This window comes from Dyadobacter sp. CY261, assembly GCF_021440085.1.
GTDB lineage: Bacteria > Bacteroidota > Bacteroidia > Cytophagales > Spirosomataceae > Dyadobacter.
Genome location: NZ_JAKCPW010000022.1, coordinates 14,641 through 37,123, shown reverse-complemented (window position 1 = coordinate 37,123; position 22,483 = coordinate 14,641). Strand labels below are relative to the sequence as shown.

Annotated in this window: 25 protein-coding genes; 9 read left to right on the top strand and 16 right to left on the bottom strand. The window is 46.5% G+C overall.

Annotated features, from left to right (window positions below; all coding sequences use genetic code 11):
* Positions 1-109: 109 nt before the first annotated feature.
* The 3 genes from LZD49_RS32725 to LZD49_RS35740 all read right to left on the bottom strand — a co-directional run bounded on the left by LZD49_RS32725 (position 110) and on the right by LZD49_RS35740 (position 4,243).
* Complete coding sequence (locus LZD49_RS32725; protein WP_234672510.1) at positions 110-2,113, bottom strand: hypothetical protein; 2,004 nt, start codon at positions 2,111-2,113, stop codon at positions 110-112.
* Positions 2,114-2,243: 130 nt separating this feature from the next.
* Positions 2,244-2,744 carry a hypothetical protein gene (locus LZD49_RS35745; RefSeq protein WP_304488718.1) on the bottom strand — a complete coding sequence of 167 codons (501 nt, stop codon included), beginning with the start codon at positions 2,742-2,744 and terminating at the stop codon, positions 2,244-2,246.
* Positions 2,741-4,243, bottom strand: coding sequence for a sigma 54-interacting transcriptional regulator (locus LZD49_RS35740; protein ID WP_304488717.1), 1,503 nt, complete (start codon positions 4,241-4,243; stop codon positions 2,741-2,743). The genes LZD49_RS35745 and LZD49_RS35740 overlap by 4 nt, the downstream gene beginning before the upstream one ends.
* Before the next feature lie 276 nt (positions 4,244-4,519).
* Here LZD49_RS35740 and LZD49_RS32710 point away from each other — a divergent pair, with 276 nt between their 5' ends.
* From LZD49_RS32710 to LZD49_RS32690, 5 genes are all read left to right on the top strand, one after another.
* The gene (locus tag LZD49_RS32710; RefSeq protein ID WP_234672508.1) at positions 4,520-5,527 is read left to right on the top strand and encodes an alpha/beta fold hydrolase; all 1,008 of its coding nucleotides are present in this window, start codon (positions 4,520-4,522) and stop codon (positions 5,525-5,527) included.
* Complete coding sequence (rclC, locus tag LZD49_RS32705; protein WP_234672507.1) at positions 5,517-6,101, top strand: reactive chlorine resistance membrane protein RclC; 585 nt, start codon at positions 5,517-5,519, stop codon at positions 6,099-6,101. The genes LZD49_RS32710 and rclC overlap by 11 nt, the downstream gene beginning before the upstream one ends.
* 65 nt (positions 6,102-6,166) lie before the next feature.
* A complete protein-coding gene (locus LZD49_RS32700) occupies positions 6,167-6,637 on the top strand; it encodes a Dps family protein (RefSeq protein WP_234672506.1) in 471 nt (156 codons plus the stop codon).
* A gap of 108 nt (positions 6,638-6,745) precedes the next feature.
* Positions 6,746-7,234: an MBL fold metallo-hydrolase gene (locus tag LZD49_RS32695; protein WP_234672505.1), complete on the top strand. Its 489-nt coding sequence runs from the start codon at positions 6,746-6,748 to the stop codon at positions 7,232-7,234.
* A gap of 21 nt (positions 7,235-7,255) precedes the next feature.
* Positions 7,256-7,693 carry a hypothetical protein gene (locus tag LZD49_RS32690; RefSeq protein ID WP_234672504.1) on the top strand — a complete coding sequence of 146 codons (438 nt, stop codon included), beginning with the start codon at positions 7,256-7,258 and terminating at the stop codon, positions 7,691-7,693.
* Between the two features lie 468 nt (positions 7,694-8,161).
* Here the strand turns inward: LZD49_RS32690 and LZD49_RS32685 are convergent, their stop codons facing one another.
* From LZD49_RS32685 to LZD49_RS36210, 6 genes are all read right to left on the bottom strand, one after another.
* Positions 8,162-9,343 carry a hypothetical protein gene (locus LZD49_RS32685; RefSeq protein ID WP_234672503.1) on the bottom strand — a complete coding sequence of 394 codons (1,182 nt, stop codon included), beginning with the start codon at positions 9,341-9,343 and terminating at the stop codon, positions 8,162-8,164.
* 173 nt (positions 9,344-9,516) lie between these two features.
* Positions 9,517-10,518, bottom strand: coding sequence for a LuxR family transcriptional regulator (locus tag LZD49_RS35735; RefSeq protein WP_304488716.1), 1,002 nt, complete (start codon positions 10,516-10,518; stop codon positions 9,517-9,519).
* A 678-nt stretch (positions 10,519-11,196) separates the two neighbouring features.
* Positions 11,197-12,489: a PQQ-binding-like beta-propeller repeat protein gene (locus LZD49_RS32675; RefSeq protein ID WP_234672502.1), complete on the bottom strand. Its 1,293-nt coding sequence runs from the start codon at positions 12,487-12,489 to the stop codon at positions 11,197-11,199.
* Positions 12,483-13,442, bottom strand: coding sequence for a hypothetical protein (locus tag LZD49_RS32670; protein ID WP_234672501.1), 960 nt, complete (start codon positions 13,440-13,442; stop codon positions 12,483-12,485). Before LZD49_RS32670 ends, LZD49_RS32675 begins: the two co-directional genes overlap by 7 nt.
* 393 nt (positions 13,443-13,835) lie before the next feature.
* A complete protein-coding gene (locus LZD49_RS32665) occupies positions 13,836-14,756 on the bottom strand; it encodes a hypothetical protein (RefSeq protein WP_234672499.1) in 921 nt (306 codons plus the stop codon).
* 304 nt (positions 14,757-15,060) lie between these two features.
* Entirely contained in the window at positions 15,061-15,315 is a 255-nt protein-coding gene (locus tag LZD49_RS36210; RefSeq protein ID WP_409021371.1) for an integrase core domain-containing protein, read from the bottom strand.
* Between LZD49_RS36210 and LZD49_RS32660 the strand changes: the two genes are divergently transcribed.
* The 4 genes from LZD49_RS32660 to LZD49_RS32645 all read left to right on the top strand — a co-directional run bounded on the left by LZD49_RS32660 (position 15,221) and on the right by LZD49_RS32645 (position 16,835).
* Positions 15,221-15,457: a hypothetical protein gene (locus LZD49_RS32660; protein ID WP_234672497.1), complete on the top strand. Its 237-nt coding sequence runs from the start codon at positions 15,221-15,223 to the stop codon at positions 15,455-15,457. The genes LZD49_RS36210 and LZD49_RS32660 overlap by 95 nt on opposite strands.
* 161 nt (positions 15,458-15,618) lie before the next feature.
* Complete coding sequence (locus tag LZD49_RS32655) at positions 15,619-16,044, top strand: response regulator (RefSeq protein WP_234672495.1); 426 nt, start codon at positions 15,619-15,621, stop codon at positions 16,042-16,044.
* Positions 16,045-16,151: 107 nt separating this feature from the next.
* The gene (locus LZD49_RS32650) at positions 16,152-16,460 is read left to right on the top strand and encodes a response regulator (protein WP_234672493.1); all 309 of its coding nucleotides are present in this window, start codon (positions 16,152-16,154) and stop codon (positions 16,458-16,460) included.
* Between the two features lie 63 nt (positions 16,461-16,523).
* A complete protein-coding gene (locus tag LZD49_RS32645; RefSeq protein WP_234672491.1) occupies positions 16,524-16,835 on the top strand; it encodes a hypothetical protein in 312 nt (103 codons plus the stop codon).
* A gap of 217 nt (positions 16,836-17,052) precedes the next feature.
* Here LZD49_RS32645 and LZD49_RS32640 read toward each other — a convergent pair whose 3' ends face one another.
* The 7 genes from LZD49_RS32640 to LZD49_RS32610 form a co-directional block, all read right to left on the bottom strand.
* Positions 17,053-17,586, bottom strand: a complete 534-nt coding sequence (locus tag LZD49_RS32640) for a carboxymuconolactone decarboxylase family protein (RefSeq protein ID WP_234672489.1) — start codon at positions 17,584-17,586, stop codon at positions 17,053-17,055.
* A gap of 158 nt (positions 17,587-17,744) precedes the next feature.
* On the bottom strand, positions 17,745-18,596 hold the full coding sequence (locus tag LZD49_RS32635) for an AraC family transcriptional regulator (RefSeq protein WP_234672487.1): 852 nt from the start codon (positions 18,594-18,596) through the stop codon (positions 17,745-17,747).
* Between the two features lie 138 nt (positions 18,597-18,734).
* On the bottom strand, positions 18,735-19,265 hold the full coding sequence (locus LZD49_RS32630) for a DUF417 family protein (protein WP_234672486.1): 531 nt from the start codon (positions 19,263-19,265) through the stop codon (positions 18,735-18,737).
* 144 nt (positions 19,266-19,409) lie between these two features.
* The gene (locus tag LZD49_RS32625) at positions 19,410-19,943 is read right to left on the bottom strand and encodes a carboxymuconolactone decarboxylase family protein (protein ID WP_234672484.1); all 534 of its coding nucleotides are present in this window, start codon (positions 19,941-19,943) and stop codon (positions 19,410-19,412) included.
* 39 nt (positions 19,944-19,982) lie between these two features.
* Positions 19,983-20,756: an SDR family oxidoreductase gene (locus LZD49_RS32620; RefSeq protein WP_234672481.1), complete on the bottom strand. Its 774-nt coding sequence runs from the start codon at positions 20,754-20,756 to the stop codon at positions 19,983-19,985.
* 6 nt (positions 20,757-20,762) lie between these two features.
* Positions 20,763-21,422, bottom strand: a complete 660-nt coding sequence (locus LZD49_RS32615) for a TMEM175 family protein (RefSeq protein WP_234672480.1) — start codon at positions 21,420-21,422, stop codon at positions 20,763-20,765.
* Between the two features lie 13 nt (positions 21,423-21,435).
* Positions 21,436-22,464 (bottom strand): L-histidine N(alpha)-methyltransferase, encoded by a 1,029-nt coding sequence (locus LZD49_RS32610; RefSeq protein WP_234672479.1) that lies wholly within the window; start codon positions 22,462-22,464, stop codon positions 21,436-21,438.
* Positions 22,465-22,483: the final 19 nt, after the last annotated feature.

The following is a 22,483-nucleotide window of genomic DNA, read 5'->3' as shown; positions in this document are numbered from 1 at the left end:
ACAATTACATTACAATAACCAAACGTTTTCCATCAGGTATTGCCTACCAATATATTGAAACTTACAGAATGCCCAATCAAAATACTTTATAACGAAAGCCTATTTATTCTCAACATTTTAAGCAAGTTCCCGGTGTACTGAAAAGTATATGCGGTTTTTCCATCGAGGGTACTTCAACAAATTTCTCACACAATCCACGAACGTGAGTCGTTTTAAAGAATGTGATCAGCCACGTGGTGACAAATAAAAAAGAAATCGCATCTAGACAGGGAATAATGCCGTCCCAGCGGGAAAAAGCGTGGTCACGATCGCGCGGGACTGGCCGGAAGACCTTGCCTCCCTTGCTTGCGGTACCGGCCCATTTCCAGTTATCCTCGTGTTTGCTCCAATCACCAATCCATAGGTCAAATATCCTTGCCCTGGCAAACTCCTCTTTGTTGATGTAATTATCGTGGTCCTGATAGAGCTTGCGGAACATTTTGTAGCTCTGTTCAATGTCATCGGCCCTTGCAAACACTTTTCCCTCCGCGATCTTGTCATTCGGCCGCTCTTCCAGCATTCCAAACAGGTGGGCATAACCGGCCCGAAATGCGCCAAGCCGCTCGTCATCGGGCAGCACGTACAGCTTCGGCGTGGCATGCAAAACGCCTATTTTATCCATCAAAGGCGCTACTGCCATGGCACCGTATGGCTGCTGTGTGGACGTTTGGTCTTTCAGCACATCGGCGATGACGGTCCCTTTCAGTTCGAAATCGAGCGCACGGTACGGATCTTTATTGACCGACCGGAAAACATACTCTTTCCCGTTTCCGGCGGATAATTTCAGCGAGGTGGTTTGTCTCCCGCCACCTTTGGCAACGAAAGTTAACCCGCCGAAGGTGGTGTCGGCATCCAGGTAGGGCACCTGCACGGGTGTGGTCCAGGAGTACCGGTAGTGCCGGCCAAACCAGACCCGCTTGAACCATCCGCTGGCATACTCGGGCCCTGCGGCAACCGTCGTCTGTCCATCTGGATTGCGCTGCTGATCCGACCCTCTATAAACCTGTGATTTAGCGACCGGAATGTTGATTAGTATCCCTTTTTTTGAAACCGATAACTGTCCTTCACTCAATCCAAGTTCTGCAAAGCCAACCTGCCCATCCTGATTATACGTAACCTCTACTACGCCGGTTTCAGAAGAGCTGAGTAAAGCATTCTTGCTTTTCGCGGCAAATTTTGCGGAAGCCAGGGCACCGCTGTTGATATAGAAGTTATTTCCGACTTTAAGAATGGACTGGTTCATCTCATGGCCCGATGCGAAAATCACGGAAGGGTATTCATGCAACACATGCGAAAGCCGGTACCGGAATGCCTCAAATTGCTGATTGACAATATCTTTACTGGTACCCACAGTTTGTCTGAATGCGACCTTGGGTGGGACTAAATAGGCCGAAGCAGGGAATCTGCCGCCGTAATTACCTAGTGATACGAGGGGAAAATGCGAGAGAATCAGCACATTTTTAGCCTTTGTGTCATCAAGCGTCGCTCTGAGTTCTTCGATAAAATGGTCGGTATCGGAAATCGGGCAAACAACGGATGTCGGCGATGGTTTGTCAAACGGATGGTTCCACCATTGGGAATTGATCACGATCACTTCGAGGTTCGGAAACGAAACCACCCAGGGCCCCGGGCAACCCTGCTGTAAAAAAACCTGGAAATGGGGATGCCCTGCCTGCAAAAGCAGCTTTTCGATTGACCGCACTTTCTGCCAACCGCCTTTTCCCGAATCCATCCAGTCCCGGTCTCCCTGGTTAAGAAGGATAAAAAGCCTGGGATTTGCTTCCAGGAGGCTATTGGCTCTGGTTTTCCAGTTCAGTATCTGTTCGTCGGAATAAGTTTCAGGAAAAACATCGCCATTCAAAACCCAAACCAAGGTATCCTGATCGGTATTCTGCCGAATGTGGTTTTTAACAATATCGAACAAGTCGTCAGGACGTTTGAAATCAGCGGTATTGCCTGTCAATACCACCTTAACCGCTGCCGCGCCGGCAAGTTCGACCTCAGAAAGCGATAAAATGGCCACCATAAAAATGATGGACTGCCGGAAACCGGGCCGGTAGAGATATCCGTTCATCAAAGCAATTTATTTAGTCAATAAAATGCAATGCTAGCATACTTCTTAGTTTCCCGCGATGGTCAAATAAGGATTACTATTGTATAAAACTGGACTCGAATTAACGGAGCTCTTTCCTGCAATCAGCGTGTTACAGGCCAGATTGTTCACCTGACGGATTGTTGTAATCTTCTTTTGTAATTCCCAGCCTGGCCATTTTCGATTCCAGCGTAGTGGGCTTGAGATTCAGCAATTCGGCGGCTCCCCCGATGCCGCGGATTGCACCTTTTGCCTTTTTGAGGATAGAGATAATATAAGCTCTTTCTGTATTCATTTGGACGCGTTTTACGTCGGCGAGATTTCCTACATCCACACGTTCCGATATGTCCTCCGCTTTTCGGCCGAGGCTTTGCGTCAGGTTCAGCTGTGACCTGCTATCATTCAGGATCACCGATCTTTGAATTACGTTTTCAAGCTCACGGATATTCCCGGGCCATTGGTAAGCAAGCAGTTCGTCCATCATTGCGTCCGAGATCCCACTTAATTCCTTGCCGAATTCTTTACAAAAGTTTTGCGCGAAGAATAATGCCAACGGTGCGATATCACTTTTTCGCTCCCGCAAAGGAGGCAATAGGATCGGAAAAACATTCAATCGGTAATAAAGGTCGAGCCTGATTTACCATCTGCAACTTCCCTTTCCAGGTTCCGGTTGGTGGCCGCTACAATGCGGATATCTACTTTCCGGGGCCGGGTGCCCCCTACGGGATCGATTTCCTTTTCCTGCAATACCCTTAATAGCCTTACCTGCATATCCAGTGGCAACTCCCCCACCTCATCCAAAAAGATAGTCCCGCCGTCTGCCTGTTCAAATTTTCCCTTTCTTTTTTCGACAGCGCCGGTAAAAGCCCCTTTTTCATGCCCGAATAATTCAGACTCGATCAATGTGGCGGGAATGGCCGCGCAATTTACTTTAATATATGGCCCGGCTTTCCTCGGAGAGAGCAAATGAAGGGAATGTGCAACCCGCTCTTTTCCTGTACCGCTTTCGCCCATGATCAAAACCGATGTATTGTACGGTGCCACTTGCATCACCAGGTCCAGCACAGCTAAAATAAGCGGGTGGCTCCCCACAATGTTTTTGAAAACCGGAAGGTTGCGGGAAGCGTGATCATTTTCTGTCCCGGTTTGCTTTTTACCGCCGGGATAGGGCGTTGTAAAAATCGACGCAGGGCCGGACAACAGCATTTTTTCCGTCACATTTGTAAGACAACTTGTAAAAAGGTTCAATACAGCGAGGTGACCCTGATTGTAAAAATCATGCTGCCGACTACCAAAAAAGTATCTAATCTGCGACCCGTCACTGAGACTGATCGGGAAGACGATATAGGATGCAATCTCGAAACGATGAACCCCTATTTTCCGGCGCAATGTACCTGCCGTGTCAGTCTTGTGAGTTTCGTTATTATAAATGCCGGCTCTTACTTCTGCATTATTGTTTCCAATAGCTTCGGATGTTGTTTTTGGATTGAATCCAGAATCAAGCTGCAATTCATTTTCGCCGACAAACTGGTATTCATCAAATCCAGTCCGCAGGTATCCAAAATCATCGAAACGTTCTTTCTCGAGCGATTTATTTCCGAAAACTACCAGGTCAAATGGGACGAAAGATCTGATTGCACGGCCTATCTTCAGTAATTTTTGTTCCGGCTCGGAGGTTTCATTACTAATGTCCAGTAGTGCCTTTTGCAAGATTGTCTCCTGTCGTAGCCTCGATTCAAGACTATTTTTATGGCGGTACAAAGCGATATCGAGCGCCACAAGCAAGTCCTTATCTCGGAATGGCTTGACGAGGAAACCGTAAGGCTCCGTCACTTTCGCCAATTCAAGTACCTTCTGACTTGAATTGGCCGATAAATAGATGAACCCAATATTTTCAGCTTTCAGTTTTCTGGCCAGGTCAATTCCCGTTTGTTCTCCATTCAATCGAATATCGAGGAGTACAAGGTCTGGTTTTGCAGCTAGCAGGTGCTCGTGTGCCTCCTCCGTTGATGACGCGATGCCGGTTACTTTATGCCCCGCCTGCTGCAACGTAACGCGCAAAGCATTTGCGATAATAAATTCGTCCTCTACAATCAGTATGGTACTGCACATATTATTTGTTGGGGTGACCACTAAGGCTAATAAAAATCAGGATACCAAAATACTCATTTCATTAAAAAACAGCAGCTTACAAAGCTAACCAATGATATTTCAATAGCATTAATCAACCCCTCGAAAGTTCTGACCCATACCACACGTGTCCCGATATATACATTGAAGAAAGTGCAGGATCGGCCGACTTTTGTCCAAGACAATTAGCGCTTACCACGCATATTCATTCACCAGGGATCCGACCGCCCGGTTGGAAACCTTTAATTCATTCCAGATATGACCCCTATTGAACAATTTAGCAATGCTCAGGCTGCCAGCGATGAATGCGGCGATACATTGTGGAATGAGGATAATCTGAATCCTCCCTCGTCACCTTCCAAATCTCAACCCCTCAAAGTCAAAACCAAACATCAGTTTATCAATATCAATGGGATGAATATTTTTTACCGCGAATCGGGGCCAGCGGGAGCACCGGTCCTGGTACTCCTTCACGGCTACCCGTCGTCCTCTCATATGTTCAGGAACCTGATGGATGACCTATCAGACAAATACCACCTGATTGCGGCCGATTATCCAGGGTATGGACGGAGTGACCAGCCCAAAATAGCAGATTTCGCATACACGTTTGCCAATTATACTTCCATCATGGAGCAGCTACTGGAGGCGCTTGGCATTCACAAATTCAGCCTTTATCTCATGGACTATGGGGCGCCGATCGGATGGAGGATTGCATCCGGGAATCCTGATCGGATTGAAGCGCTCATTGTCCAGAATGGTTGCGCCTATGAAGAGGGCCTGGAAACGTTCTGGGATCCGATCAAAGCCTATTGGAAAGACCGAAGCGACAAAATGTCGGAAGATGAACTCAGAAGTTTTCACTCACCCGATGGCCTGAAATGGCAATATACCCACGGAGTTCCGGATCCTGCCCTGGTCAGCCCCGATAACTGGGAGATAGACCTGCGCCACCTGGAACGCGAGGAAAACGGACAGATTCAGCTCGACCTTTTTTATGACTACCAGACCAATGTGATCTTGTATCCGGAATGGCAGAAATATCTTCGGGACACCAACCCTGAAATGCTTATCGTGTACGGCAAAAACGACTTCATTTTCCCCGTTTCCGGCGCAGAAGCTTACAAGAAGGATGTTAAAAATCTGGAATATCATTTGTTTGACGCTGGTCATTTTGCACTCGAAACGGTCGGAGATCAAATTGCGGAAAAGATCAGGGACTTTCTGGACCGAAAGGTAGCAGCTAAGCCGGCAATAAGTGATCACTAGACAAGTCACAGGCATGAACACCTTCGCACAAATGCTGGCTGATTGCCAGTCGATTCTCATTCACTTGCTACGCGTCAGCATTTTCATTGTGATGGCGTGGATAGGCGGGCTGAAAGCTTTTCAATACGAGGCGGAAAGCATTGTACCTTTTGTGGCCAATAGTCCGCTGATGCGTTTTCTTTATCGCCACCCCAACGAATACAATGCCTACAAAAACAAAGAAGGCGAAAGCGTACCCCGAAATTTTGCCTGGCACCAGGGCAACAATACCTACGTGTTCGCTTATGGGCTTGGCCTGGTGATCATCTCCATCGGCGTACTTACGCTTAGCGGTATCTGGTCTCCGAGGTTGGGACTGGCGGGCGGGCTTCTTACGGCCTGCATGTCGCTGGTTACCCTCTCTTTTCTCATTACTACCCCGGAAGCGTATGTGCCTGACCTGGGCGGCTCCAACCACGGTTTCCCGTTTTTGTCGGGTACTGGGCGGCTTGTGGTCAAGGATGTCATTATGCTGGCAGCAGGGTTGGTTGTGGCCTCTGATAGCGCGGGCTCACTCCTTTCTAAAATGTGGTGACCTCTCCCAAAGTTTCATGCATAGATACCATTCTCAAACAAGCCAGTCATCAAACAATTGAATTTATGAAAACGAATATCGGGATTTTGGATAACCACACTGAAAAGGTGGCTTATGAGCTCAATAAGCTTTTGGCGAATGAATTTGTCCTTTATACCAAGACGCGCTGTTGTCACTGGAATATTTCCGGCATGTACTTCTTCGAATTACATAAACTTTTTGAAGGGCAATACGAACAGTTGGACCAGATCATGGACGATATCGCCGAACGTATACGAGCCATCGGTCATTATTCGGAAGCCCGGCTCGCTGACATACTCAAGTTGACCGACCTGACTGAGCCAGGATACACCAACGCAGCGAAAACACAACTAGAAAATTTGCTGGATGACCACGAAATGATTATCAGGAGCCTAAGGACCCTGGTAATCGACTTTGCTGAAACCTATAAAGATCTGGGCTCTAGTGACTACGTGACCGGCTTGCTCCGGGATCATGAAAAGATGGCCTGGATGTTACGTGCATTTTTGAAATAAGCGGCGCTGCAAAGCTACGTTGCTACCAAAAATCCCTTCTAACAGCAAGTGCTCAGTTGAGAACGCTTGCCCGACTATTAACCAATTGAAACCATTCTATACCCTAAGATGATGGAAAATTTCAACATTGATCGACGGAAATTTATTGAATCAGCTGCACTTGCATCTCTCGGTTTGCTGCTATCTAATCAGTCCGCATTGGCCCAAGAAAGTCCAGTTAATATCATCAAAAAGGCTGCTGCGACTGCAAAAATAAACAGTACCAAACTAAGGGGTGGTTTGTCAGCTTTGGAAGGATCCGGCGGGAATATTTTAGTGTCGACTGGGAAAGATGGTAAACTGATGGTAGACGCCGGAATCGGCGTATCGAAGCGAAATATGTCACTTGCACTTTCGGCACTCGGAAACGCACCATTAAAAGTGTTGATTAATACACATTGGCATTTCGACCACGCCGACGGCAATTTGTGGCTGCACGAGAAAGGCGCCGCCATCGTCGCACATGAGAATACGCTCGAAAATATGTCCAGAACAATACGGGTCGAGGACTGGAATTATACTTTTCCCCCGTCCCCTAAGGGCGCACTGCCAACTTAAACTTTTCGGTACAAGGATGCAATGACTTTTAACGGTGAAGATATTCAGATGCTTCATTATCCTCCTGCGCATACCGATAGTGATATTTCGGTTTACTTCCCCAAGGAGGATGTACTTCACGTTGCAGATACATGGTGGAATGGTCATTATCCATTTATTGACTACAATACGGGTGGTAATATCAAGGGAATGATTCATGCAACAGATCGGAATATTAAAAATTCATCTGACAAAACAATCATCATTCCCGGACACGGGCCGATCGGCAGCCGCACACAGCTCATCGATTACAGGGGCATGCTATCAACAATCTATGACGCCGTCAAGAAATTGAAGCTTCAGGGAAAAAGTATGGAAGAAGTGGTTAAGGCGAAGCCGACCTCAAAGTTTGATGGTAAGTTCGGGACTTTCATCATCGATCCAGCCTTTTTTACCAGGTTAGTTTATAAGGGCGCGTAGATAGCCAGCATCTGCATCATCTTTAAATAGCTAAGGCATGATGCCAAGATACGGATTTGGAAGTGTCCCGAAACAATTCACGCTAAATTGCGGCTGAAACAAACTGACTCGCTTTTAAGACTGCCACTGCGAACCAAAAAGGCTAGGAATTACCCTAGCCTAATAATAGCTGCACACAATATTTTTCAAGCTCTTAAAAAAAGCTAGTCGCCTTTATTGTGCTTGTGCGGTTTCAAAGATGGCGTATTGCCTGGGGATTCTTTATTGTCCCGTTGACGCCTGTCTGGCTCTTCCGTTGACTTGGCGATTTTCTTAGGTCCTGTTTTTATTCCCATGTTTATCATAGCGTTGTGTTACAAATAGATATTTTGTTTGAAGACAAAAAAAAGCTATGCCATAGATTAGTAATTGTTCAATGGCATTAACTTAATTATCCGAACAGCCATTAATTAGCATTGACAGCCTCCATCATAAATCCTTGATTTGCTCAGTCAGCCTGATCATCATTTCAAGCAGCAAGGATTTATCTCGTTCCTCAACCGAGTAGCTTTTAACCCTTAAACTGCTGTAAGAGATTTCTGCGCGATGTTGGGTGGAAAGATAAGGAGCCACCGATTGAAAAACTGCTGATAAAGAGCGTGCTGTTATAATGTTCGACATATCAGCCGCTTTGAAAAAAAGAGCCAACTGATCAATCGTTAACTTGCAAAGTATCTTATTCGCACTCTTTTTTATATAGCCATATGACTTGGTTGCCGTAGCCGGCGACTGATTTATGTTCTCAGTATTGCCCTGGGATCTAAATTCAATCTCGCGGATAAACCAGTTGTTGATTGTCAGGGATAGGTCATCATACTGGCGGTCATAAGCTAAACCCTTGATTACCGGAATTTGATTAAATAACTTTTGAATGTAGGCTAACTTCTTGATTCTAATGTCACCAAACGCAAGTCCCTCGATCTCACTTTTGATGCGATCGGTAAGATACCTCACAAATTTTGTCGAGTTGAAATTTCTCTCAATGAGCAGTAATTCCACGTTGCAAAAATATTCGTCACCGACATTTCTTCCTTGGGATCCGCTAATCAGCTCGTTTAGACCTTTCCAATACTCCACTTGACGAGAACTAATGTTTGCCAGATTGTCTGCATAGAAAGCCTTTGTAAATTCATTACTTAACAATGACACGAGTAATGGACTGCTAACAAACAAGTTGCTATTTGCTAGCTGAGCGAAATCAGGATTTGGCGCTGCTAAATGGTATTTTCTTAATGGCACATCCGGATCTAGAGAAACTGAATATCTCTCCAAGATAAACGCATGAATGTCGGCCAAGTTAGCGACAACCAATTCCATGGCTCTCTTTAGAATCACTGACTCATCAGGTATCAGCGATAAGTTAAACTCTGCATTGTCAATCAAGCTGTTCAACGCACCGAAGTATGAATCTAAAACCTCCTGGAATTTTCGCTTTTTAGGATATTGAAATGTGAGCTTCTTTAAATAAGAAATCTGTCTGGCCTTTTCTTCCCGTACCTCTTCGGAAAAGGCCTGAAAGCGATAATCTTCAAAATTCGCAAATTGCGCTTGTGCAGGGTTGAATTGATTAACCGCACGATCCAACCATTCTAATACATACCCCTGTTCCATACCAATCTCGCGTTTTCGTCTCCCTCAAACCATTACGGCGAAGGTTGTGTAAAACTCAGAGATTAGCTTACGAAAGTAAATACGAGAAAACTAGTATTTAAAGGTCTAGGCACTACGCATTATCGCGTATTTTAACTACGTAAAAACACGTACATTGCGACTATTGGCTGGATTTAGCCGTTTTCCCAAATTTCCAGCCGACTGAGTAACTCGATTTTGTTGGAGACACCGAGCTTCTCAAAAACGTTTTGGATGTGCTTGCTCACCGTCCGCTCGGAAATGAAAAGTTTATCTGCAATAGATTTGTAGGGTTTTCCCTCGCGGACTAAGCGAACAATTTCTTTTTCCCTTGAAGTCAGTCCAACTGTGCTGAGGTTGATTTCAAAACGTTGAGCTGGCGAGATGCCGCTTTCTTCCAACTGCCGGGTCATTTGCTCAATGAGATCGAGCTTGGACAAAGATCCGTTACCATTTGCGCTCGCAAGTTTTAATAACTGGTCGTATTCCTCCCGGCTCTCCCGGATTGACCGCCTGATAAACAAGATTGTTATTACAATAAAGCCGACGTTAGTAAGCAGCGCTTCCGGCACCTGATGGATCCTGAAAAATGCAAAAAACGGAAGCGATGCCCATGGAATGACGGCGAGATACACCGCCGTCACTTCGAAAAAGCGTCGATCCTGAATATCCTTTTTATACTTGTCCTGAATAGAACTTTGAATGGTGTAGAGTAGCACCAAGGCGTAGCCAGCTGGTATGACCATGCCGTAGTTGATAGCGTGATCGATGTCCCCGTCAAAAAGAAACTTTAAAGGAAAAATTACCACGAATGGCAGTAGGATAAACAGCGGTACGCCATATAGCGCGTGCCAGCGAAGCCGATGCAGTTCAAACGCTTTATAGAAATAATAAGGAAAATAAGCGCCCATCAAGAATCCCATCCCGTAAGCAATAGCGTATTGTACGACCAGCGGCGGGTAGTTTAGATTTGGATCTGAAAAAAAACCGCTTGCTATGTTTTTAAGAATAAGGAAAGACAACAAGCCTACATAATACAGTCGACGCTTATCCTTTGGATGAGATAAATAAGAGAATACCTGATAAACGAACATGATCAGTTCGAGTATGATAAACACGAGCGTAACCACGTGCATATCTGTTCCGCCGACACGCATTATGAGAGTTCATTTCTGATGAGAAAAAGATTATATCCGAAGTTTAGTTGATTATAGACACCCACACAGTGAATGCTTTATCATGTGGGTTGCCAATAAAACGAGTTCAAGCTTTTCGACAGGCGATTTGCGCGCAATGTTCGGGATTAGGCTGAAATGGTCATATTTGGAATAAATGCTACACAGGTTTTCGTACCACTGTATATTGGGTTTGCCTTCCAGTATCTTAAGGATATTCTTGATACTCATAGCCTTAATATATTCCAGATCGTCGGTGTTAAAGAAATCTGCAATATCCTTAAAATGGTTCCTTAATTGGTGTGGAACATCCTTTCCTAATGGTCGAATAAAGGATTCAGACACTATGGAACTGATTAATGTCTGATCATTGCACCATACAAATGATGCATAGACAATCCATTTCTTATATCAGAGCATTGATCGCAAGACTTTGCTAATAAATTTTGGCTGTCATGAAAAACCGTTTGAGCTTCGACAAGTCCCTTTGTCTAATATTTAAAATTTGATTTAGTTGAATTTTGTCTAGCCGAGTCAGAAGATTTTTAGGCTAGTGAAAAATAAAAAACGCGTAGAAAAAATTGTTTCAGCCACGTAAATGCACGGAACAAGAAGCCCGGCTTTTGCCCTAGTGCAAAGGCCGGGCTTCCCATTTACCCCTCACCTGATCGCCTCAAATGCGTAGATATGAATGCCAGTACTAGCATAAACCCTGCCCTTTCGTCCCGCCTTTGCCGGAATCCCTGACACCATTTGCTGAAAATAGGCATAACCGTTCTTCTTCAGATCGGGCGACTCAAGCTTCCACCAGGTCCGTCCCGTTTTGATCTCGACAGCATGGAGCAGACCGTCTCCCCCGCCCGCAAAATACACAAATCCTTCCTGGGCAAACAGCTTCGTACTTGATCCCGAAGATTTTTCTCTCCAAAGTTGTGCGCCCGAGTTGACATCGAAACCGTAGATATAAGTGTCTTCACAGTTGGCAACAACAACACCGTCCGAAACGATAAATCCAGACATCAGGAAATCCTGCGTGAAGGTCTGGTACCATTTTCTTTCACCTGTTAAAAGGTCATGGCAAGTAATAAACCTTCCGACAGAATGGTATATTTTTCCCTCATAAATAACAGGTAACCAGTCCACAACTGTACCGGGCTGTGGGTCTACCAACGGAATGTCTTTGTAAACCCATTTCTTCTTGCTCAAATTATACAATCCATAGACGGAGCGGATGTAATTGTATCGTGCCTCGGCGGTAGGAGTTTGATAGTCCACCACAATTACCGTGTCACCTTCGATTACTGTGGGAGCCATTGAAGTGGCCCCGAAGAGAATAGGTGTTTCCTCTAAGTATTCAACAGGCAGTTGAGGCGCAGCGACAAGCTCTTCCGGCTGGGGGGCGAGGATATTGCCTCGGTAAAGTGCTGAATGTGGATTACTGCCAGGCACGATCTTCGATCCGCAGAAATAGTAGGAATTTCCCAGTCCACTCATGGTATATTGGCTATAGACCGTATCCTGCTTCCACTTTTGCCAGGCTGTCTGACCATTGTCCAAATTTATACAATGGGTACGCGGGCCGCTTGGAAAGACCATCAGGTTTCCTTGCAAATAGGCATATTGGATGTCAAACAGTTCCCGTTCGTACATATAACCTTGCCAGCGCCAGCGTTCTTTGCCGGTTTCCCCATCGAGCAAAGCTATTCCACCCCTATCGCTAAATCCTCCGGCCACAAAGGGAATCCCGGTCGAATAGGGCACCAGCACACCACCGTTATAGGTGATGTTTGTCCTAAGGCCGGTTGCAAAATAACGATCCGTATTAACGGCGGTTTTCCACATCGTCCGCCTCTCCGAAACGCTTCCATCCGGGTTGTGATCCAGATCTAATTTTTCTTTGCAGGAGGAAAAAAGCAGACACGCCACTATTAAGATTGCAAGAGGTCTTACCATACCGGTGTTCGAAAAAAATCCGTTCGATTAAATGCGTTATTAAACTGTGTAGTCATATTGGTATGTCCCCTCATTTCCATATGGTTCACATTTGTAGCCTCAAGAAGCCGATCTGGAGTAACGAGCCAATTGGTTCCTGTTCCTTGTTGGGAATAGATCGGTACCAGCCCATCACTTCCAGCCTGAACCGAAACATAGTAAGGTACAGATCCATAAACGCCGCACTGGTCCATACAAGTAGCCATACTGTTGGCAGGATAGCACTGGTTCCATTGTCCTTCCGAACAGGTTTGGGTCCAGGTATTGATAAATCCCCCTAGAATGGTTCCGGTATTCGCCCCGATCAGATTTGCCCAAAGTGATTCAGATTGATTGAGCCAATCCCGACCAGCCTTCCACTCGTTGGCAATCCATGTATGGTAAATTCCCGCGGGAAAATTGCCAAATGCATTATTGGTCGCTGCAATGCTTAATTGGTTCGCATACTGGGCATCATATAAATTTACGGCAGTGCTTGCATATGATACAAATGTTTGGTCATCATTAGATGCCCACGCAGTTGCTTGGTTTGCCTTGTCCTGCGATGAAGCCAGACGCCAGTGAATGGGGCTGCTTTCATTACCCCAAATCACCAATCGTTGCATTGGAGTTCCGGAGAAGCTGTTAATTCCATTCATATACGTACTGTTTTGCTGCAGATCTGCAAATGTCTGGGCTCCATAGAAGGTTGTCGCGTTGGCAGGAGTGATGGGAATATCCGGATCGCCTGTAACTTGGTTCCTGATGATTTGCCGTAGTTTTTTGGCAATCCCAATGGAAGCGATTGGCCCCGGCGGTATGCCTGTGATCATGAATACTGGAACCCCGTTCAGGGCAGTCGGGCCCTTTGCAATTTGATCTACGCCATTTGTAATCGTGGATTCCATCGTTCCATTGGCGATGCTATTCAACACCGGCGCCCGTTCAAAGGTGATCCACAAACGATCATTCCACCAAAATTACTTGATGTCGTAGATGCCTGGCGGGCAGCCGTTCCTCCCATGCTGTGCCCGATAGCCATTCCCTGAGCATTCGCGTTTGGGTTTGTTGAATTGATTACCTGTGTTGCGAAGTTGTTTACACCGTTGGTGGTATTGTAATTGGGGTTTGTAGAAGTGTTGTTGTCAAACCTTCGTGCCGCTTGAAATTGCGTGCGGTATTGACCCCAAAAATTAGTGCTCGAATTTAACCCATGTATCCAGTGTGCTGGCCTTGGAGTTTGGGCATTAACGCCTGCTATATCAGATAGCAGTATAGAGACTATAAGCAGTAAGGCTCTTTGTATCTTTATCATGATTTCGGCGGAGTTAGAAACGTTCGATTTTAAAATCTTTGTATTGGATGTCAGTAATGGTCTTTATGGCGATGCCGTTGTTGTCGGTATTGAAGCCTTCACAATGCTGAAACTGCAATTCTGGTTTTCGCCCCGATTGGCTGGCAGCGTATCGGTAGAAAACCTGTTGGAGAAGCTCTCCTCTGCTTCCATATAACGAATTTCCGATCATTATCCCGTTTTTCTTATCAAGAAGCGCCAACGATTCAAATTGCTGTGCCGAAGAAGCAGCCTGACCTTTGTCGACATAAAAATCAGAAGGGTTTATCTTTGTTCTGATCGATACAACCTCATTACCCATATTAGACACCACACTTCCCTGTCGTTGCAATTCCTGTATCTGCTTGTCAATATTTGAAAGATAGGACGTGTCCGCCTGCGATATTATTTGTCTTAAATTATCCAAGTTGGAAGATGGAAATTCCGATTGCCGGATCAGCTTTCCATTTTCATCAAAGAAAGAGGCTATTCCATTTTTTATCCTGGTTGTTTTTACCTTAGGCGAATCATCAGCTGGAATGTTTTCCTTCCCGGTTGGGATTTTGATTGTTGGATCTAGCGTCGTAAAGGTCCATTCTTCCTGTCCGCTTTTTAAAAATACGCCCTCTACTTTTGTCCTGCTTACAATGGGGACTCCCATGGTCTTATATAAGAGCTCGTATTTTTTTGGTGGCTGATTGCCTTCAACAAGGCGAAGGGATGTTGTCTCAGATTCATACGATATCGCTAACAAAACATCACCGTTCGTTCGGGTCGTTGCCAGTTCGTTTCCGAGGCTTGCTTTGCCAGCTTCCTCGATTTCATTTCGACAACTGCTTACAAAAGCAAGTAAAATAAACAGAAGGACAGGAAGCAGCTTCTTTTGGTGGCTTCGCTGGCGGTAAATTGCGCTCATATGCGTGATTTATATGGTGGAAGGGAAAGGTGAAAACTCAAGCCTACAACATGCTCATTGCACTGCGGAAGAATAAAACCGCCGAGTATCCAAAAGTTACATAACAGAATCTTGATGTATAATTAGTTTTACAGATTTTATCCATAAACTGATTATTCGGTAATTATGTGACCCGCTTCGCTTACACCTCGAGGCTTTTCGAATTTTGCATGTACATCATGTAAGGTAAACCCTGTGACAAATAAAGTCTCGTTAAATAATGCCAAATGTGTGCTATACGTATGCAACGGAATGGCGTTGACAACTAGCCAGTTCGTTGAAAATGAGCGCTATATTGGATATTCCCGAACCGCACTTTTTTATAAGGATACCATTTTAACGGGAGCGGACCTAACCGTCGGTGCGCCTGGTTGGGTGTGAGATAGCCGATAGAAGCGTGCGGCCGAAGGTTAATGTAGGCATGAATGGCTCGTCCGATGGAAGTGCTTGCTGCTGAAAAAGAAAGAAAACCTCTTAGCCTAAAATCTTCTTTTAGTGTCCGGAACACGCGTTCGACCATTGCATTCTCGTTCGGGTCGCCGCTTTCTGCCATACTGATGGACACGCTTTCGTTTCTGAGCCGGTTGACGTATTTCCATGAGCAGTATTGCACGCCGCGATCAGAACGGGTCGCCGGAGCGATGATGAATGAGCGGTTGTGAAGGATTGGTTCTCGACAAAAGGGCCATGTCCAAATCAGCAGCAGTCTATTTTGAGTGCCCACATGTCAAAGGTGATTTTTAGCAAAAATTGCGCCAAAAACCACAGTAGCCCTGCTTAACAATGGATGCTATATGCGATATTTGATTTTCAAAATCTGCTAATGTCACTAAAAGGGCCCATTATTGTTATCGACGACGATCCCGACGACCGGGAGATGATCGAGGCTATGCTGCAAGAGCTTGCGCTTGTCAATCAGGTTCGCTTTTTTGGGAATGGTCAGCGCGCGCTGGACTACCTGTTAACTACCTTGGAAAGTCCGCTGCTCATTTTGTGTGACATAAACGTGCCGATCATGAATGGACTTGAACTTCGTGACCAGATCGATGCCGACCCTTACTTGAAAAACAAATCTATCCCCTTTATATTCCTGACGACCTCGGATAGTCCCACCCTGGTGCGCCAAGCCTATAATGGTACCATCCAGGGCTATTTCCAAAAATGTAACAGCTTTCAGGAAGGCAAGGACCACCTGCAATTGATCATCGGCTACTGGAAGCTCTGCCTCCACCCCAATAATTTGAAGTAAGCGGGCCATCTACTCGCCCGGCCCTCCCCTGCTCGCAAATGCCCACGAAAACCAGCGGTACGAAATTTTAGCAAGCCCGGAAATCAGATGTAAAAATTAAGGCACCTATGGGAAACAATGGGCTTCTTGTGCTGATTGACGATGACACCGACGATCACGAAGTACTCAAAATGGCGGTCGAAGACCTGGACAGGCCCAGGCAGTGCCTGTTTTTCCCGGACTGTGAATCGGCAATCGCCCATTTTAGCGAAAATAATGTCCTCGAACCTGGCTATGTGTTAATAGACCTGAAATTGCCGCGAATGGATGGAGACCAGTGCTTGCAAGAGCTGCAAAAGCTCCGCAGGTTCGATAGTCCCCAAATCATCGTTTACTCTTCGTCCATTCCCGACCGGCAGGATACAGCAGATCATTAGCGTGGTTTAGCAGGGAGCTTCGCTCTGCTGGCCGGCTGCCGACACAAGACAACACCGTGGCATATGTACCTGATGCAAATTTTCTTACCCACCCGTGACAACCAGGGCGATTCAATCCCGGAAGAGCATTTTTTGGCGCTGCGGGATGAGCTCACAGACCGTTTTGGCGGCGTGACCATATATACCCGCGCGCCGGTAGAAGGGATATGGAAGCCTTCCGAGAATAATGCCCAGGTTGACCAGCTAGTTATCTATGAGGTATTATTGGGTAGTCTAGAAATATCTTACTGGAAAAAGGTCAAGTCACGGCTTGAAACGTCCTTTATGCAAGCGCAAATCATGATGCGGTATTTCAATGTTGTTCAAATCGACTAGCACCAGGCTTTCGCATTCGGCCACGGGCTGGAACGTAACACAAATGCGGCAGAGCAAATCATGGTGTACCGCTCAACTTCATATACTATTTTGTCGTCCTCTAAATGCGAAGCCTCAACTCCCCATATGGGGGAAGCGCAATTCTGGCAGCATTATGCTTGCACGGATTCTGAGATGGTATCATTCCCTACGAAAAATAGTTCGCTTTCCACTGCCCTCAAATCTGGGCGGCGATCGGAAAATCGATTGGTACCTGTGTAAGTGCGAACAGGTAATTGGTAATGATTTTATCGCCTACGGCAATCACCACATCGGCCAGGCTCCCCCCATTATATCCGGCTTGATAGAATGCGTCCAGCAGTTCAGGAGCGGCATGGCCTTTGTTTTCCGTAATTGCTCTCACCAGTTTCGCCAGCGCATCCAGTTTGCCATCGAAAGTGATCTGGGCTTTGCGAATTTCAATAATCTGCTCTTCGGAAAAACCCTGCAATTTTGCAATTGCCGTGTGGGCGCTCAGACAGTACAGACATTCATTGACCTGACTCACCACGAGGTTGATCACCTCACGTTCCTTTGCACGAAGCGATGTTTTGCCGTTTTGCAATGTCAAGTAGTTAGCCAATGCGTGATCCGAATTAGCCAGTGCAGCGTAAAGGTTAGGCACTTTGCCCGCTACTCTGGTAAGGTTATCAAAAAGTGCCTGGTTATTGGCTGATACTGTTTCGCGGGTGGGGATGTTGAACGTTTTCATTGTCTTTGGAAGTTTGATTTTGTGATCAATTTTGATATTCCAAAGGTCCGGCGAATTTGCCCCGGGAAGAATGGCCAAACTGCCCGAAGAATAGTCTGCTTTTCCCGATTGCAGATTTTGTCATTCCGAAGCGGCCTGTCCCAGCCCACTTCGGGCTTTCAGATAAGCGGATTGTGCTTCTTGAAATGAGTTGGTGACTGCCCGGTCTGCTTCTTGAAAAACTTACTGAAATGGTTGGCGTCCTCGAAACCGAGCTCGTCAGCAATCTCCTTGGCAGTTTTGTCGGTATAAAAGAATAGCCGCCGCGCTTCGAGTGTCACCCGCTCCTGGATCACCTGCAATGGACTTTTGTGATTGTACAATGCAAAAAGGTTGGAAAGCGTTTTGGGCGATTTGTTGAGCTGATCGGCATAGAATTTCACCTGGTGCTGCTGCCGGTAGTGGTTCTCCACTAGCAAATTGTATTTCCGGACGATATCCAGCTTGTCTGACGGCAGGTCCTGCTCGGAAATGTACTGCTCCCTGGCAAGCCGGGTAACAATGATGATCAAACGTTTGAGCAGCGCCAGCATCATTTCGCCCTGGATCGGGTCGGGCATTTCAAACTCGTCCTTGAAAACCTGTAACAGCAGGTCCAGCTTTCTCTGATGCTTCTCGTCAATGGCCATGAACATCCTCCGCCCTGAACCATAAAAGAGAAAACCTACGCAGCTTACCTCCTTATCGTGGTTGACGATGCAGTAAAAATCCCTGTTAAATTGCCAGGCGACAATATCCGAAGGCCTCTCAAAGTGAAAACTTTCATTGACCATCAGGCATAGCACCGAGTTAGCCGGGAAATCGTAAACTACATTATCGATGGTAGCTTTCTGGGCAACACCGCGGTTCCAGGCGATGGTCAATAGCTTATCTTTCCGGTCGCGGCCATAGAAGATGCGGTCGAAATCGCTTTGGTCATATACGAGCCTGAATTGAGCATTGGTATGCGGATGGGTCAGCTGGTGCAGCATGTATCAGAAGGTTTAACAAATATAATCTCGAATGTGGCAAACGAAATATGTGAACAAACCGTGCCGGCCCGGAATACCCGGTGCCGGCATGGTCATTACAGGTTATACTTAGCCGTATTAGAGGCCGATCAAAGGCTTTCATGCTTTTTGCGTCGCGGCCCTGTGGCCGAACCGGGTGATCAGGTAAAGGGAAACGCCCAGTGCCAGCAGGTCTTTATACAAGAAGAGCCCTAAAAAGCTCATATAACCTACGCCATTCACGTGCGTAATGGCGTCCGGCGTGGTGATGAGCATCGTGCTGGTCACAAAGAACATCATTACGGCAATGCCGCCGCCCACAATGCCGGCCTGTGGACGAAAAAGCCCTACCAGCATGAGCAAAGCCGCTACGATTTCGGTCAAACCGATCAGGTCGCCACCCGTATGCACGCCGAAGATATGGAAATGCCAGCTGATCAGCGGACTGTTGTTGACCAGTACTTCGATGCCCTCCGAGCCGGGGTCGGTCATTTTATACGCACCCGCCCACAAAAGCATCACTGTCATAGCAGTAAGCATTACCCGAAATGGTAAGTCCAGTTGTTCGATTTTGACGGCCAGTTTTGCCAATGCAGGTTCGGATATCAATGCTGCGTTTCGATCTTCGGTGGAAATTGCAAGATTTTTCATTGTCCTTCTTTTTTTCGTGTTCGATATTTTGATAGGTCAAAGGTCCGGCGAAAGCCGCTGCCAAAGAATGGCGATACTTCCCGTTGTCAGGGGCGCTTTTCCCGAACCTGGGAACATACCTAATTCCTGCTAGGCAAGGTCAGCTTATAATTGCTGCGCGACGGGAAAGTCTATGGGAACTTGTGTCAACGCAAAGACATAGTTAGTTATGATCTTGTCCCCTACCCCCACAACCACATCCATCAAATTGCCTTGGTTATAGCCTGCCGCGTAAAAGTTATCTATTAGCTGGGGCTTGGCGTGGCCTTTGTTTTCAGCGATACTTTTGACAAGCTTGGCTAGTGCATCCAGCTTCGGGTCGAAGTCCACTTTCGCTTTCCGTATTTGAATGATCTGTTCATCGGTAAAGCCTTGTACTTTGCCAATTGCGGTATGGGCGCTTAAACAATATAAACATTCGTTCACCTGGCTAACAACAAGGTTTATAACCTCCCGTTCTTTTGCACGAAGTGACGATTTCCCGCTGTTAAGTGTCAAATAATTTGCCAACGCGTTGTCCGAGTAGGCGAGTACAGAAAACAAATTAGGGACTCTGCCGACAGATTTCGTCAGGTTGTCAAAAAGGGTTTGATTGGCGGCAGATACTTGCTGCCTGGCGGGCACTGAAAAGGCGTTCATAAGTTAGTATTGAAGGTTAAAATGATTGAATTTGATGTTTTAGATTCCTTTAATTTCTCCACCATCTATCCTGATGGCGGTGCCGGTAATAAAGCTGGCATTGGGGGAAACCAGGAATGCGATCAACTCTGCTACTTCCCCAGGCTGGCCAAACCGGGTGATCCTTGATTCGCGCAAGAAACTTTTGGCGGCCTGACCCACACTTACCCTCTCCGATCTTGCCATCTTTTCGAGAAAAACCGTGCGCCTTTCCGTCATGATTGGACCTGGCAGTACTGTGTTAACTCGGACTCCATCCGCTAAGCCTTTTTCTGCGAATGCTTTCGAAAGCGCGTCGATTGCAGCATTGATCGCTCCAATGGCCGCGGCCGCAGGCTTTGGATTTTCTGCTGCCGTGCCAGACATAAAAATAACGGAGCCTCTGCTGCTGGTCATGTGCGGCCACGCTTGTATAGTCAGCCTTCTCGCGCTGTGAAATTTAACTTCCATGCTGGCAAGCCATTGCGCGTCGCTCATTTCTAATACATCGACTTGGGGAACCGCGCCCGCCACGTTGATTAGCGCATCGATCCTGCCAAAACGGACGGATGTTTCGTGGATAATTCTTTGGGCCGCGTCCGCTTCCATTAGGTCAGCGCAGACAATTAATGGCTCAGCACCAGCTACCCTAACCTGCTCGGCGGTCTTTTGCAATTCATCTGCTCTGCGGGCGACGAGTACAATGCCCCCGAAATCTTCGGCCAGCCGCAAGGCTGTGGCAGCACCAATGCCGCTACTGGCACCAGTTACAACTGCTACGCGTTTGTCAACCATTGATATCTAACGTTTATCTGTTGGGTGTTTTAATAATTTCTGAATTTTTCCTAATCTATCCAGATGCTGATCGGAAGCTTTAATTTCCGGCCTGGTGTAAAGAATCAGGCATCCGCATACCATTGCAAAACCAAATATGGGTGCCCAAAGCGAAACCACTGTCGATACCAGGAAAACCGCAATTGTGACCGTAGACCGTAACCGAATCATCCAGCTCGCCATTGTTTTATGCTCTTTCGTAACAAGGTCGTCCTGGCTTTCCCAAACCAGGATTAAATAGCTAACATTAACCATTAAGAATACGAAAGCATACAGTGAAACAGGAACGGGTGCAAGATTGCTTTCAGCTACCCAATCCGTCAGGAAAGGAATGAGAGAAACCGAAAACAAGTGCCCGAAATTTGCCCACAACAGTCGTAGACTAACCGCTGAAAGGTTCCTCAACAAATAGTGATGGTTAAGCCATACGATAGAAATGAAAAGATAGCTAGTGGCATAGCTCAGCCATGTCGGCCATAATGAGAGCACTGCATGGAAGTCATCCCCGGCTGGCTTTTTTAATTCCAGTACCATAATGGTAATAATGATTGCAAAAACGCCGTCAGAAAATGCAAACACCCTGTCGGCAGAAGCACCTTCTGTCCTTGTTTTGGATTGTTGTTCCATCTTTCGAGCATGTTTATGCTTGTTTGGCCTCCCAAACCATATCCACAAACCAGCCATTCGCGTCGTAATAATTCTGAATCACTTCGAAACCGGCCATTCTGGCCATCTTTTCAAGTTCGGCTAGGCTATACTTTTGTGAAATTTCTGTAAATATCGTCTCGTACTTCTGGAAATAGATACAATCGGTTCGATCCTGTAAACGAAACCTCACCACCTGCTCCTGCAAGCTGATCAAATAGCTCTTACAACTCCCCGATTGAGGGTCGTAAGTGGGAAAATGCTCGAACTGGCCCAGGTTAAAATCCGCATTCAACTCCCGGTTGAGCCGCGTAAGCAGGTTCAAATTGAAGCGGCGGGTAATGCCCTGTTTGTCGTTGTAAGCTGCCAACACCTGCTGCGGGGATTTTTTAAGGTCTATCCCAACCATAAACCGGTCGCCAGCATTCAACAATGCGCGAATGCTTTCGCAGAATTTCAGGGCATCCACTGGGAGCATATTACCCAGGTTTGAACCCAGCATTATTACCGTCTTCCTGTTGGTCGAGCGCCTAGATGCTTCCTGCAACATCGGCAGATACTCTCCCACCAAACCGCTTACCCTGATATCGGGAACCATGCTGCCTAAATGGCCAGTCAAGTATGAAACAATACTGCCGGAAATATCAATCGGGACATAAGTGTAGCATGCCTGTAACCGGCTAAGCGCCTGCAAAAGGTAAACCGATTTTTGTCCGTCCCCTGCGCCCAGTTCGATCAAATCCGTATCGCTGCCGTCGCCCATCAATTGCCGGGCCAGGTCTGCGGAATGGTTTTGAAATATTTCCAACTCGCATTTGAACGGATAATATTCTTCACAAGCCATGATCTGCTGAAATATGCGGTCGCCCTGCGCATCATAGAAATATTTTGAGCTGATACCCTTTTGCCGGGCGCTAAGTCCCCTGAGGATACCGACGTAAAAATTCAAGTTATATGGCGCCGTAGTCTTGTCAGGAGTCTGGGCAACTTCGAGACTACCAACGAATTGGTCTGGAATGAACATAGTTATACTGGTTGTTGAG

Coding starts and splice junctions, on each gene's coding strand:
- LZD49_RS32725 (WP_234672510.1), bottom strand. CDS start 2,113: ATGAACGGATATCTCTACCGGCCCGGTTTCCGGCAGTCCATCATTTTT.
- LZD49_RS35740 (WP_304488717.1), bottom strand. CDS start 4,243: ATGTGCAGTACCATACTGATTGTAGAGGACGAATTTATTATCGCAAAT.
- LZD49_RS32710 (WP_234672508.1), top strand. CDS start 4,520: ATGACCCCTATTGAACAATTTAGCAATGCTCAGGCTGCCAGCGATGAA.
- LZD49_RS32700 (WP_234672506.1), top strand. CDS start 6,167: ATGAAAACGAATATCGGGATTTTGGATAACCACACTGAAAAGGTGGCT.
- LZD49_RS32695 (WP_234672505.1), top strand. CDS start 6,746: ATGATGGAAAATTTCAACATTGATCGACGGAAATTTATTGAATCAGCT.
- LZD49_RS32690 (WP_234672504.1), top strand. CDS start 7,256: ATGACTTTTAACGGTGAAGATATTCAGATGCTTCATTATCCTCCTGCG.
- LZD49_RS32685 (WP_234672503.1), bottom strand. CDS start 9,343: ATGGAACAGGGGTATGTATTAGAATGGTTGGATCGTGCGGTTAATCAA.
- LZD49_RS35735 (WP_304488716.1), bottom strand. CDS start 10,518: ATGCGTGTCGGCGGAACAGATATGCACGTGGTTACGCTCGTGTTTATC.
- LZD49_RS32675 (WP_234672502.1), bottom strand. CDS start 12,489: ATGGTAAGACCTCTTGCAATCTTAATAGTGGCGTGTCTGCTTTTTTCC.
- LZD49_RS32665 (WP_234672499.1), bottom strand. CDS start 14,756: ATGAGCGCAATTTACCGCCAGCGAAGCCACCAAAAGAAGCTGCTTCCT.
- LZD49_RS32660 (WP_234672497.1), top strand. CDS start 15,221: ATGGCTCGTCCGATGGAAGTGCTTGCTGCTGAAAAAGAAAGAAAACCT.
- LZD49_RS36210 (WP_409021371.1), bottom strand. CDS start 15,315: ATGGTCGAACGCGTGTTCCGGACACTAAAAGAAGATTTTAGGCTAAGA.
- LZD49_RS32655 (WP_234672495.1), top strand. CDS start 15,619: ATGTCACTAAAAGGGCCCATTATTGTTATCGACGACGATCCCGACGAC.
- LZD49_RS32650 (WP_234672493.1), top strand. CDS start 16,152: ATGGGAAACAATGGGCTTCTTGTGCTGATTGACGATGACACCGACGAT.
- LZD49_RS32645 (WP_234672491.1), top strand. CDS start 16,524: ATGTACCTGATGCAAATTTTCTTACCCACCCGTGACAACCAGGGCGAT.
- LZD49_RS32640 (WP_234672489.1), bottom strand. CDS start 17,586: ATGAAAACGTTCAACATCCCCACCCGCGAAACAGTATCAGCCAATAAC.
- LZD49_RS32635 (WP_234672487.1), bottom strand. CDS start 18,596: ATGCTGCACCAGCTGACCCATCCGCATACCAATGCTCAATTCAGGCTC.
- LZD49_RS32630 (WP_234672486.1), bottom strand. CDS start 19,265: ATGAAAAATCTTGCAATTTCCACCGAAGATCGAAACGCAGCATTGATA.
- LZD49_RS32625 (WP_234672484.1), bottom strand. CDS start 19,943: ATGAACGCCTTTTCAGTGCCCGCCAGGCAGCAAGTATCTGCCGCCAAT.
- LZD49_RS32620 (WP_234672481.1), bottom strand. CDS start 20,756: ATGGTTGACAAACGCGTAGCAGTTGTAACTGGTGCCAGTAGCGGCATT.
- LZD49_RS32615 (WP_234672480.1), bottom strand. CDS start 21,422: ATGGAACAACAATCCAAAACAAGGACAGAAGGTGCTTCTGCCGACAGG.
- LZD49_RS32610 (WP_234672479.1), bottom strand. CDS start 22,464: ATGTTCATTCCAGACCAATTCGTTGGTAGTCTCGAAGTTGCCCAGACT.